Here is a 13064-nt window from a genome sequence, read left to right on the forward strand (position 1 = left end):
AGCCCGGTCTCCTAACTACTCTTTCCGTTACTCGCTGTTGGCTCCAACAAGCACTTAAGTAGACTGCGATGAAATAAAAAAGTTCGAAACATTTTTAAAAAATTTGAAAAATCGCCCCCATAAAGGGCTGGTCAGCCTTCTATTTGGGCTAAAAAGCTATTCTACAAGTTTTGTCACGGAGAAACAGGCTCCTTTAGGGGCTTCAACTGAAAATTTGTTATTTTTGTCTGTTTCACTTGTAAGATGTTAGTATTTCATGATTTTTCTTAACAGAGTTGTTTCGGGTATATGAGCGAAACCAGTCAATACAGTTGTGATGTGTTAATCGTCGGCAGTGGTGCTGCCGGCCTCAGTCTGGCACTAAAGCTCAGCGCTGACCTGAACATCATTATCGTCAGCAAGAGTAAATTGTCTGAAGGCTCCACTAAATATGCCCAGGGTGGCGTTGCTGCCGTATTTGATGAGAACGACAGTATTGAGTCTCATATTCAGGACACTATGATTGCCGGTGGAGGTTTATGTGACGAAAACACCGTACGCTACACTGCAGAACACGCCAGAGAGTGCATGGAATGGTTAATTAATACCGGTGTGCCCTTCGACCAGGAAGAAGACTCACAAGGCAATACCCGCTTTCACCTTACCCGCGAAGGGGGTCATTCGCATCGTCGCATTTTGCACGCCGCAGACGCCACAGGCAAAGCCATTCAAAAAACTCTGGGGCAACAAGTAAAAGAACATCCCAACATTGAAGTGATGGAGCGCTTTAATGTGGTGGATCTGATCAAAAGCAAACAAAACACGAAACGGGTGTTGGGTGCCTACGTCTGGAACCGCAATGCCGAAAAGGTAGAAGTCATTAAAAGTCAGTTCGTGGTTTTGGCCACAGGTGGTGCCAGCAAAGTCTACCAATACACATCTAATCCGGATATTGCCAGCGGTGATGGCATTGCCATGGCCTGGCGCGCCGGTTGTCGGGTGGCTAATATGGAATTTAATCAGTTTCATCCCACCTGCTTATATCACCCCGAGGCAAAGAACTTTTTAATTACCGAAGCACTGCGCGGCGAAGGGGCCTGGCTATGCCATAAAGACGGCACCCGCTTTATGCACAAGTTTGATGAACGCCTGGAACTGGCTCCCCGGGATATCGTAGCCCGCGCCATCGACTTTGAAATGAAACGCCTGGGTGCCGATTGCATGTACCTGGATATCAGCCATAAACCGGCTGAATTTATCATTAAGCACTTTCCCACCATTTATCGCAAATGCCGTTCTTTAGGTATCGATATCACCAAACAGGCGATTCCGGTGGTGCCTGCCGCTCACTATAGTTGTGGCGGTGTGATGACCGACCTGAATGCCAAAACTGATTTGGATAACGTGTACGCCATCGGCGAAGTGGCCTATACCGGATTACACGGTGCCAATCGCATGGCCAGTAATTCACTACTGGAATGCGTGGTATTCGCCTGGGCTGCGGCGCAATCTATCATGGCACAAAAACAAATCAGTCTGCCTGACGAACCGATTCAGGCCTGGGATGAAAGTCAGGTGTGTGACTCTGACGAAGAAGTGGTGATTCAGCACAACTGGCACGAGTTGCGCCTGTTTATGTGGGATTACATGGGCATAGTACGTACCGACAAGCGACTGGAGCGTGCACTGCGCCGCATTCAGTTGTTACAACAGGAAATTCAGGAATATTATGCCAACTTTCGGGTCAGCAACAATCAGTTGGAACTGCGTAACCTGGTGACTGTGGCAGAGTTAATGGTGCACTGCGCCCTGGCCCGAAAAGAAAGCCGTGGGCTGCACTATAACCTTGACTGGCCAGATGCCTTGCCTGAGGCTATACCAACAGTTTTAACACCGGGGCAACTGCCGGAATATCTGAATTAACGTTTACGGCTCACTTTCTGCTGAGCAACACTGGCTAAATCAGACATCGCCGTCGGATTAAATGCCACCATGCCAGTCCGCATTCGCTACCTGGGCATTAACGCTAATGCCGCCTGAGGCATTTTATCTGGGTGAATTTCAACGCCCAGTTTTTGTGCTTCTTTTGCGATAATGGCTCCCACCAAATCAGGTCTGTCCGGATTTTGTTTTCTGATCTCAGCCACCACATTGTCAAAAAAAGACGCGAATTCTCCAGGCGATACCACCAGCAATAACCTGGCTGGTTGCTCAGAATCATTCCAAAAACCGTGTAATGATCCTCTGGGTAAAACCACCAGGCCTCCCTTCTCCACCGGAATGATTTTATCCTCCTGCAAAAAATCCACTTTACCTTCCAGGACATAAAAGTGTTCGTCTTCATTGAGATGCACATGTGGTGGTGCCCCAAACGACTTTGCGGGTAATTCAAGTTCCAGTATTGCCACTTCAGAGGGGCTATCATCAGCTTTGGTTAAGAGCAGGGTTTTGTGACCCGGGAAAGGAATTGCTTCAACCGCGCCAGGTGGCACCACTTTGGGCGCATGAGCAAAAGCGCCCTGGCAGATGATGAACAAAATTAAACAACTGATCTTTTTCATACCGATATCCCAAAGTCTGATATTGCACAGTAAGAATCAAATACGGCTAATTCTGGCAACACCTTAGCTGATTAAATTTCAACCGACAAGAACAGCGTCAGCTATCCAACGCGTTTAAGGTCTCGGTAATTTCACTGAATCGCGAAACAAATTCACGGTGGATAGATTCACAAAGCCATTGCGGATTGTCAAAATCAGGGGTTTTCTGAATCACTACTTCAAAAATGGCGTATTCAGGCATGGTGCTGGAATTCACCCACTGAGTTGCCGCCAATTTATGCCCGTAATCACGCTGAGTGTCTTTGGTTTGCCCCAGCAACCAGAGTTCAAACTGCACTTTTTGATGGTTTAATACAATGGCCAGTTTGAGCTTGCGCTTTTTCAGAAAGTCATTTTGTATATAAAAATAGGTAAAATCGATGTAGCCATGCATGACACTCGCCACCGACATCTCAGCCTTATAGGTTTTGTGAAACTCAGTTCTGATGCGTTGTAACTCCGCAACCAGCCTTTGGTGTGTTGCCTGAATCTCGCCGCTGGCAAATACCTCTTTATAAGCCTGAATTCGGTTATTGAGACTGTCTTTGTTCATCTTCCCTGCTCCTGTTACAAACCAGTTAATTAAGAGGTAATCTGTAGCTCACCACAAGCATGTACACTGTCGCCACTGATTAATCTGAATGCTGTGCAGTTGGCATCAGCATATGAACACAAAGTAATATTCGCTGGTAAAAACACCGGTTTACGAAAGGCGATATTTGCCACCACCGGGTCACTGTCGTTATCTTTTAGTAATGTACTCAAGGCCCTGGCTTTTAACAACATTCCGTGAGCAATGTGACGACGAAAACCAAAAAGTTTAGCTGCCAAAGGAAACAGATGAATAGGGTTATAGTCCCCCGAGGCCGCTGCATACTCACGCCCAGCCGAAGATAACAGATGCCATTCAGTGTTTGTCATGAGCGAGCCAGCAGCGGTATCGCTTTCTGCTACCTTTTGCTTGGTTGCTTTTCCCTTTTGCGCAGACTGAACCACCAAATTGCTAGCCTTGCCCTGATAAACCAATTCATTGTTTGACAGTGCCTCCAATACAATATCAAACAGTACGCCCTTGGTGTGTTGTCGATAATTGTCCAAACGGCACTGCAATTGGTACGTTTGGTTCACGGGTAACGGCTTATATAAAGTCACCCTGTTTTCAACGTGCACCAGTCCCAGCGGTGAAAAAGGAAATTGTTGATCGGACAGGAGGTTCAGATACATGGGCATCGCTGCCACCTGTAGCCAGGTAGGTGCTAAATACGATGACGACTGCCAGCCAACCACCTGATTAAATTGGGTTACTTTGCCAGGCTTTGGCGTTAACTGGGCCGTCAGGCATTCACTACCAGTAAGGGTATCGGCCCCCGTCACTGTATTGCCTTTGAACAGACTCTGCAGCAAACGAAAGCGATTTAACGTCAGCGAGTTTCCACTGAGGGTATTGATGGCCACAAGGTTATTTCCTGATGATCTGATTAACGATGCGACAAAGGTGCCGCCAGTCAGCATCGCTGACACTGTCTTTGAACAACATCCGGTGCTGACGGGGAGACGTCATGGGGCTTTCCAGCACCAACCAATGCCACCAGCCGTTAAATCGGGAACGGGAAGAGATTTGCCAGCTGATATCAGATTGGGGTTGCAACCAAATCACCCTGCCATCCTCATCAACCTGGAAGATTTGCTCTTGGTCCTTTTGACAAAGCTTAGGCCAAAAATAAAGGCCCAGGCACAGCGTAAATAAACTCTGTATCCACTGTTGATACACAAAAATATCCGACTTCCAACTCCAGACAGAGGCTACCATCAACAGTAAAATCACCCCGTTCAGGTAGCGCCGGTAATGGGAGTCTCTTACCTGTATCCTAAACTTTGACACGGTTCAGAATAATACTCACCATGCGTGCTAACTCGTTGTCATCACATTTCTGATGCCCCATAAACCAGGCATAAAGATCCGGATCATCACAGGTAAGTAAGCGTTCGAACAGTTCTTTGTCCTGATAACTCAATTCTTCAAATGCCTCATCAGCAAAGGGCATAAACAAGACATCAAGTTCTAACATGCCGCGGCGGCAGGCCCACTTCAGACGGGAAAATCGTTTCTTCTCAAATTCCATACTATTTAACATCTATTCAACACTGGCGGGATTCTAACAATTAACGTCGCGAAATGCTTGCATGTTGATACATCATCCCAATATATGATCGCCATAAAACACAGTTTCAGATTAGGGCATTATGGCAACATTAACTCCACTCAGCACATTTGGCGTTTTAAAGTTTGCAGGACCAGAGGCTAAAACTTATCTGCAAGGCCAGATAACCAGCGACATAAGCAAACTTACTGAAGACGCGGTACAGTTTACCTGTCAGTGCGACTCCAAAGGAAAAGTGATCAGTAGCTTTTATCTGTTAGCTCAGGATGACGCCTATTTATTGATTGGATTTACACAAAGTCTGCAGGCCAGTCTGGCGGCATTCAAAAAGTTTGCGGTATTCGCCAAGGTGGATATTACCGATATCAGCGATGATGTCACTCTGTATGGCTTTGATGGTGACGGTGCTACCCGGCTGGATAACGATGCAATCGCTGCTCAGTTGCCCACGGAAAAAATGCAGCTTACCCGAATCGCGGACAAGCTCGTTTTTAAACTGCCGGACAACAGCGCCAGATTCATCTGTCTGACGTCCCAATCGCTGCCCGCAGAAAACCATACCGGCTCAGAGCAAGACTGGCTAGTGGCCGATATACAGGCCGGTATTCCCCACCTGCTGGGCAATGTCAGTGCTGAATACATTCCGCAGATGTTAAATCTGCAGGCACTGGACGCCATCAGCTTTACCAAAGGCTGTTATATGGGCCAGGAGACGGTTGCCAGAGCCAAATACCTGGGTAAAAATAAACGCGCCGGCTATATATTACAGGGCCAATTAACGGATAAGGTGCCGCAAGACGACACCATTGAGATGCAATTGGGAGAAAATTGGCGGCGAGCCGGCACAATTGCTAATATAGTCAGCAGTGAGCAAGATGGTACTACCTGGGTATTTGCCGTTTTGCCAAATGATATTGAAAATGACGCCGTGTTGAGGTTTAAGTCTATGCCAGATTCCAGACTCAGCATCCACTCACTCCCCTATTCAGTCGAATAGAATAAATCCTGACAGGATCACAATGAATATTGAAAACAATCATGTAGTTACCATGCATTATCTCGTCTCCACCAGTGATGGCACTGAGTTGGACAGTTCTTTTGATGGCGAGCCATTAGTCTTTATCCACGGTATGGGCTTTTTAATTCCAGGTCTGGAAGATGCGTTAATCGGTAAAACCGCCGGTGAAAAATTTGATGTTGCGGTTGTAGCAGCTGAGGCCTATGGCGAAAGACACGATGCACTGGTTCAGGTAGTGCCAAAAACCATGTTCGAAGGTATGGAAGTAGCTCCGGGCCTGCAATTCAGAGCCACCACAGACCACGGTGAGCAATCGGTAATGGTTATTGATGTTACTGACGAAGGCGTTGTTATCGATGGCAACCATCCGTTAGCGGGTCAGGATCTGTCTTTCTCGGTTGAAATAGTGTCAGTCAGAGAAGCCACTGCCGAAGAGCTGGAACATGGCCATGTTCATAGTGAAGGTGGCTGCGGACACCAGCACTAATCCACACGATACATTAATGAGTATAAAAGCCGCATTACACAATGCGGTTTTTTCATATTAGCCCCGGCTAAATCCAGGTTAATATGAGACAGCATTTCTCAACATAAAGACAAACCGGAACAACAAAATGCAAAAAAGAATGAAAAACCGGATCCTGCAATCATTGCCCCTGCTACTGAGCTTGGGTTTAGCGCCTTTAACGACAGTCGCACAGGAACAAGCCAGCACGGCAGCAGAAGAAAGCAAAGAGTGGGACGTTTTAAATCCCCCTTTTGAATTGCAACAAACCAAGGTCAAAACAGATGAAGTCACCTGGTCCAGTCTGGATGTGACACCGGATGGTAAACGCTTTGTATTCGATATGTTGGGCGACCTCTATATCGCAGACATCCAGGGCGGTAATGCTACCAGCCTGACTCAGGATTTTGCCTGGAATATTCAGCCCAGTGTGTCACCCGATGGCAAAAAAATCGCGTTTATTTCCGACCGCGGCGGAATTTCCAATCTGTGGACCATGAACATAGATGGCACCAATCTTAAAAAGCTGAGCAACGAAGACGCCAATATTCTGCACTCTCCTAAGTGGAGTCCTGATGGCCAGTATATCGCTGTGATGAAAGGCATCATGTCTTCCCGCAGTATCCCAGCCGGAGAAATCTGGTTGTATCACTATGCCGGTGGCAAAGGTTTACCGGTAGTCAAACGGGCCAGCGGTAACAAAGAACAAAACAACATTTCCGATCCGGCTTTTTCACCAGATGGGCAATACCTGTATTACACTCAAAACACCGTCGGTGGACACGGTTTCTCATACAATCGCGATCCGCTAAAAGGTATTTTTGCTGTTAAACGCTACGATCTGGAAAAGGGTGAAACTGAAACCTACATTTCTGGCACCGGCGGCGCCGTCGTACCAACGCCCTCTCCGGATGGCAAATATGTGGCCTTTATTCGCCGCGTTAAAAACAAAACCGGCTTATTTCTGAAAAACAACAAAGACGGCACTGAAACGTCACTGTTTCTAAACCTTGAACGCGATATGCAGGAAGGTTTCGGGTCTGAGGGTTATTTTGCTTATTATGACTGGATGCCGGACAGCCAAAGCCTGGTATTCTGGACAGGCGGAAAATTCCATAAAATTAATGTCAATGATCAATCACTGGAAACCATTCCGGTAAATGTTGATGCCACATTGCAATACGCCGACGGCATTCGCTTCGATGTGGATGTGGCACCGGAGCAATTTGAAACCAAGATGCATCGCTGGTCGCAAAAGTCACCGGATGGCAATAGCATTCTGTTTCAGGCACTGGGCAAACTCTATGTTAAAGACATGGCATCAGGTAAAACTATGCGCCTGACGGACCAGGACAGTCATGATGAATATTACCCGCGCTATTCCCATGACGGTAAAACCATCGTTTACACCACCTGGCATGATCTTGAGTTAGGCTCTGTGCGCACGGTACCTGCTACAGGTGGCCGCAGTACAATTATCACCCAATATCCGGGTCACTATGTTGAACCCAGTTTCAGCACAGACGATAAGCTAATCACCTACCGCAAGTTCACCGGTGGCTACCTGTTATCGCCACAGTGGTCAGTAGAGCCAGGCATTTATGTGCACGATATTGCGGCCAATAGCAGCAAACGTGTCAGTAAATCCGGCAGTAATCCACACTTTGCGGGCGATAACAGCCGGGTGTACTTCACAGAATCTGTCGCTGGCAGCGATTATCCGGAACGTCAGTTAGTGAGCGTTAACCTTGATGGCGAAGATAAAAAAGAACACCTGTACGGTGCAGATAACATCCTGGAATACCGTCTGTCACCGGATAAAAAGTGGGTGGCCTTTACTCAGCAATATAAACCGTATGTTGCTGCCTTTGCAGATCTGGGAATGCGCCTGAGTATTAACGCTGGCACCAAAGATATTCCGGTAAAACAAATTTCTGAGGAAGCCGGTGAGTATTTATCCTGGTCATCGAAAAGTGACGCGGTGGGCTGGTTTCACGGTCCCTGGTACTACGAGCGCAGCCTGGACAGTTCTTTTGAATTCCTGGCAGAGTCAGAGTTAAGTGGCGAAGAACAAGCCAGCAAGACTAATTTATCCATGACTCAATCCAGCTACAAACCCAATGGTCATGTAGCCCTGGTTGGTGGCACCGTTGTCACCATGCGCAATGCCGACAATCAAAAAGAGGTATTAGAAAACGCCACAGTCTTGATTAAAGATAACCGCATTGTTGCGGTGGGTGCTGAAGCCGATGTCATTATTCCTAAAAACGCATTGCAACTAAACGCAAAGGGAAAAACCATCGTTCCAGGTCTGATTGATGCCCACGCCCATGGCAGTCAGGGCAGTGAAGAAATCATTCCACAGCAAAACTGGGAAATGTACTCACTGTTAGCCTTTGGTGTCACCACTATCCACGATCCGTCCAACGACACTACAGAGATTTTCTCGGCTTCGGAATTACAAAAAGCGGGTAAAATCGTCGCCCCCAGAATCTACTCTACTGGCACTATCTTGTACGGCGCGGAAGCACTGGGTTACAAAGCCATAGTCAACAATTATGAGGATGCCCTGTTTCATCTGCAGCGTTTAAAAGACGTAGGTGCAATATCAGTGAAGAGCTACAACCAACCTGCCCGCTCGCAGCGTCAGCAGATACTGGCAGCCGCACAGGAGCTGGGCATGATGGTGGTGCCTGAAGGCGGCGGTAAGTTGCAGCAAAACCTGAGCATGATGGTAGATGGCCACACCGGACTTGAACACTCTTTACCGATTGCCCGTGGATACTCTGATCTGACCCAGCTTTGGTCCGCCACCAAATTTGGTTATACCCCCACCTTTGTGGTGTCCTATGGCGGTATGATGGGTGAAGAATACTTCTACGATCGCACCGAGGTCTGGAAAAACCCGCGCCTGTTGCGTTACACCCCCAGCTATTTGCTGGATGAGCGTTCTATCCGACGCCCAACGGCACCGGATAATCAATATAACCATGTCGCTGTCGCCGAATATGCCAAAGAGCTGCGCGATAATGGTGTAGGTGTACACATTGGTGCCCACGGTCAGCGCGAAGGTCTGGCAGCTCATTGGGAAATGTGGATCATGAATCAGGGTGGATTCAGTGCCTGGGAAGCCTTGCGCGGCGCAACAATAGACGGTGCTAAACACCTGGGTATGGATAAGGATATCGGCAGTATCGAAACCGGAAAACTGGCTGACCTAGTGGTCATTGAAGGTGATGTACTGAGTGATATCCGCCTGAGTGAAATGGTGCAATACACCATCATTAATGGTCGGGTTTTTGATGCGGCTACCATGAGTGAGTTTGGCAAAAAAGGTAAACGCAATAAATTCTTCTTTGAAGATGATAATGAAGCCTTTATGCCGGAAGCCACCAGAGCCGCCATCGAAGCCAAATCGGAACGTCATCATTGGGTGCATTAAGCCCAATTTAAGATACCTTACAAAACAAAAATCCAGCTCCCTGAGCTGGATTTTTTTATACTCGCATCGAAGTTGGCAACACCTTTCACCTTTATTGCCAATCTTCGGGTTTTATTCTGCATTTATCCAGGAGGGCTGTGAGCCGTTTTTAACAACTTGGTATAAACCGGAACCATCGACATTGATAATATGGATATCATATAAACCTTCAACATTATCAGAGACAAAAGCTATTTTCGCGCCGTCAGGAGACCATACAGGATCCCAATCAGACAATTCATTATTGGTCAAACGCCTTTCATTTTCCCCATCAATATCCATTACATAAATTTCTCGATTTCCATCTCTGTCTGACATAAAAGCAACGTGTTTTCCATCAGGGGAAACCTCCGGATGCCAATCTTCAGCATCATTGTTTGTCAGTGTTATGATATTGCTTCCATCTCGATTTGCTATGCTTATTTCACTGGCTCCGGTTTTAGAGTGAAAAACTATTCTCCCATCAGGCATGAAAGACGCTCCTCCCCCGCTCAGTCCCTTAATTTGTTTTTGCTCACTTCCATCGGCATTCATAATCCAAATCTCTTCGTGTGTACTACCACCCTGGCTTTTTTTGTTTCTCGAGAACAGAATATGTCGGCCGTCTGGCGACCACGAAGGGGCAGCATCCCATACGTTTTTATCTGTAGTTAGCCTAACAACATTACTGCCGTCAATATTGGCCGTATGAATAGACCAGGTTTTGTAGCCATCATATTTTCCATAGAAAGCGAACTTGCTTCCATCAGGCGAAACAACCGGGTAACCATCTGACAATGTGTAACTGGCTAATTTGGTTCTCTTTTTTCCAGTAATATCAGTAGAAAAAATCTCACGACTTTTTCCTTCAAAAGACGAGTAAATAAGGGCGTAAGAATCAGCCTCTGATGCTTGAGCCTGGGAGACAAATAAAAACGACAAAGCCACTAACCTCAAAAAACTGTGGTCACGGTGGTCAAATTTGAAAATTTTGTTCATTTTAGTCCTTACGAAACCAGCATTAGTTTTGACAGCTAAGAAATCAAAACTATTACTGTTAAATTAAGCGAAGAGTTTAAATTGTTCGAACCCAAAAAGTCTCGGCTACCTGACGTGAAAAACACGCTACTGGTCTGAATAAAAAGGAAAGCGATGCCGTTGTCCTTTAGGACATTTCATACACTTGTGCTTTGTAGAATCCATACCAACCTATATTGTTCTCCTGCCCTTTAAGAGCCTGTGCGGAATTCTCAGAAATACCAATTTTGGGGAATTAAATGTCTGTTGAGGAGATGAATTATAGTGATTGACATTTTATCGAAGGTTTTTGTTATCTTGGGTTTTGGACTGGCTTTTCTGGAGTTCAAATATCCAGAAGTTCTTAATGCTCATTGGGAATCTTTATAATGGCACGCATCACTACTGCCTATCAGGACTGATGACTGAGCACCAGGCTTAATTGTACAGTTTATAATTGTCAGTTGAACTGACATCACTGCAACGGTCCAACTAAACACAGCAAAAATAAACTTCCCGAGAATAAAAAACCCGGTTAAAAGAACCGGGTTTTTACAAGCAAAATCGATGATGTTTACATCTTATCCAGGGTTTCTATACCCAGCAAATCAAGACCAGATGCAATGGTCTTTGCGGTGGCGGCTGCTAACATCAAACGACTCATCTTCACCTCTTCTGCTACATCAGACTTGAGCATAGGACACGCTTCATAGAAAGACATAAACAAGCTGGCCAATTCATACAAATAGGTACACAGAACATGCGGTGTCGCTTCTGATACAACCTGGTCCAGCGCCTCAACGAACTGTCCCAGCTTTAAAGCCAATGCCAGCTCTTGTTCTGCCTGCAGATTCACCGGAGCAGAAATTGTTTGCAGCTCGATACCGGCCTTTCTGAAAATACTGACTATACGGGTGTAAGCATATTGCAGGTAAGGTGCGGTATTCCCTTCAAAACTGAGCATGGTGTCCCAGTTAAAAATGTAGTCGGTGGTACGATTCTTACTCAGATCAGCATACTTAACTGCGCCGATACCGATTTTGGCAGCAATGTCTTTGCACTCATCCGCAGTCAGATCAGAATCGCGTTCAGCCACCAGCTTTTCGGCACGCTCAATGGCTCCATCCAGCAAGTCAGCTAATTTAATAGTGCCACCGGTACGGGTTTTGAACGGCTTACCGTCCTGGCCCAACATCATGCCAAATGGGCAGTGCTCATACGTGGTTTCTGGGCGGCTAAAGCCCGCTTTGCGTCCCACGATTTCGGTTTGCTTAAAGTGTAGTGCCTGTCTGGCATCAGTGAAAATCAGGTTGCGATCAGCGTTTAAATCAAATGAGCGATAACGCATTGCAGCCAGATCCGTTGTGGAATATAAATAACCACCACCGGATTTTTGAACGATATAAACCGCAGGGTTGCCTTCCTTATCGGCCAACTCTTCAATAAACACCACAACAGCGCCCTGGTCGTCAACCGCCAGCCCCTGCTCCTTCAGTTTACTGACCACATCAGCCAATTGATCGTTGTAGGCACTTTCGCCCATAACATCGTCGCGACTTAGCGTAACACCCAGTTTGTGATACACCTCTTCACTGTGCGCGATAGAGATATCGATGAACTGCTGCCACAACGCCATACATTGGTCATCGCCACTTTGCAGTTTTACAACCTGTGAGCGAGCGCGATCTGCAAAGCCCTCTTCTTCATCAAAACGCACTTTGGCTTCGCGATAAAAATCTTCCAAATCTGACAGCGCGGTTTCAGCCATTTGGTTGTCTTGCAACTTATCGCTGAAGTGCGCCAGCAACATTCCAAATTGCGTTCCCCAGTCACCCATGTGGTTTTGTCGGATCACAGTGTGCCCTAAAAATGCCAGTGCGCGTACCACGGCATCACCGATAATCGTTGAACGCAGGTGACCTACGTGCATTTCTTTCGCCAGGTTAGGAGAAGAATAATCCACGACCACTTTCTGTGATTCAGGTAGTACAACACCGAGTTTTGCTTCGTTGTTGATGCTGGTGATGCGACTGGCAATAAAATCCGGGCTTAAATGAATGTTAATAAAACCAGGACCGGCGATTTCCAGCTTCTCAGCAATGCCATCCAGGTCCACAGCATCCACGATAGACTGAGCGATATCACGAGGCTTTTGTTTCAGGCTTTTGGCCAGCGCCATTGCGCCATTAAACTGATAGTGACCAAATCCTGCGCGGGTACTTTGCGTTAACGGCGCTGGTGCGTCTTCTGGCGCGCCAATGGCAGCAAGCGCAGCTTTAAAACGGGCTAAAAGTTGTTGTTGAATATTCATTTGTTCGCTCAG

The 13064-nt window shown here is 46.7% G+C and carries 11 protein-coding genes; 4 read left to right on the forward strand and 7 right to left on the reverse strand.

Annotated elements, in window-relative coordinates; all coding sequences use genetic code 11:
- Positions 1-288 precede the first annotated feature (288 nt).
- Complete coding sequence (gene nadB, locus LJ740_RS05180) at positions 289-1902, forward strand: L-aspartate oxidase (protein WP_229527977.1); 1614 nt, start codon at positions 289-291, stop codon at positions 1900-1902.
- A gap of 86 nt (positions 1903-1988) precedes the next feature.
- Here nadB and LJ740_RS05185 read toward each other — a convergent pair whose 3' ends face one another.
- The 5 genes from LJ740_RS05185 to LJ740_RS05205 all read right to left on the reverse strand — a co-directional run bounded on the left by LJ740_RS05185 (position 1989) and on the right by LJ740_RS05205 (position 4714).
- Positions 1989-2540 (reverse strand): cupin domain-containing protein, encoded by a 552-nt coding sequence (locus LJ740_RS05185; RefSeq protein ID WP_229527978.1) that lies wholly within the window; start codon positions 2538-2540, stop codon positions 1989-1991.
- 97 nt (positions 2541-2637) lie between these two features.
- Positions 2638-3132, reverse strand: coding sequence for a DUF7000 family protein (locus tag LJ740_RS05190; protein ID WP_229527979.1), 495 nt, complete (start codon positions 3130-3132; stop codon positions 2638-2640).
- 29 nt (positions 3133-3161) lie between these two features.
- On the reverse strand, positions 3162-4034 hold the full coding sequence (locus tag LJ740_RS23265) for a MaoC family dehydratase (protein WP_229527980.1): 873 nt from the start codon (positions 4032-4034) through the stop codon (positions 3162-3164).
- A 4-nt stretch (positions 4035-4038) separates the two neighbouring features.
- The gene (locus LJ740_RS05200) at positions 4039-4461 is read right to left on the reverse strand and encodes a protein YgfX (RefSeq protein WP_229527981.1); all 423 of its coding nucleotides are present in this window, start codon (positions 4459-4461) and stop codon (positions 4039-4041) included.
- A complete protein-coding gene (locus LJ740_RS05205) occupies positions 4448-4714 on the reverse strand; it encodes an FAD assembly factor SdhE (protein WP_229527982.1) in 267 nt (88 codons plus the stop codon). The genes LJ740_RS05200 and LJ740_RS05205 overlap by 14 nt, the downstream gene beginning before the upstream one ends.
- 109 nt (positions 4715-4823) lie before the next feature.
- On the opposite strand from LJ740_RS05205, the gene ygfZ reads away from it, so the two are divergent.
- From ygfZ to LJ740_RS05220, 3 genes are all read left to right on the forward strand, one after another.
- Positions 4824-5738, forward strand: a complete 915-nt coding sequence (gene ygfZ / locus LJ740_RS05210) for a tRNA-modifying protein YgfZ (RefSeq protein ID WP_229527983.1) — start codon at positions 4824-4826, stop codon at positions 5736-5738.
- 22 nt (positions 5739-5760) lie between these two features.
- Positions 5761-6246 carry an FKBP-type peptidyl-prolyl cis-trans isomerase gene (locus LJ740_RS05215; protein ID WP_229527984.1) on the forward strand — a complete coding sequence of 162 codons (486 nt, stop codon included), beginning with the start codon at positions 5761-5763 and terminating at the stop codon, positions 6244-6246.
- Positions 6247-6373: 127 nt separating this feature from the next.
- Positions 6374-9706 (forward strand): amidohydrolase family protein, encoded by a 3333-nt coding sequence (locus LJ740_RS05220; protein ID WP_229527985.1) that lies wholly within the window; start codon positions 6374-6376, stop codon positions 9704-9706.
- 111 nt (positions 9707-9817) lie between these two features.
- Here LJ740_RS05220 and LJ740_RS05225 read toward each other — a convergent pair whose 3' ends face one another.
- Entirely contained in the window at positions 9818-10723 is a 906-nt protein-coding gene (locus LJ740_RS05225) for a TolB family protein (RefSeq protein WP_229527986.1), read from the reverse strand.
- A 592-nt stretch (positions 10724-11315) separates the two neighbouring features.
- The gene (gene argS / locus LJ740_RS05230) at positions 11316-13052 is read right to left on the reverse strand and encodes an arginine--tRNA ligase (protein ID WP_229527987.1); all 1737 of its coding nucleotides are present in this window, start codon (positions 13050-13052) and stop codon (positions 11316-11318) included.
- Positions 13053-13064 lie beyond the last annotated feature (12 nt).

This window comes from Planctobacterium marinum (assembly GCF_020687805.1).
In the GTDB taxonomy this organism is placed as follows: domain Bacteria; phylum Pseudomonadota; class Gammaproteobacteria; order Enterobacterales; family Alteromonadaceae; genus Planctobacterium; species Planctobacterium marinum.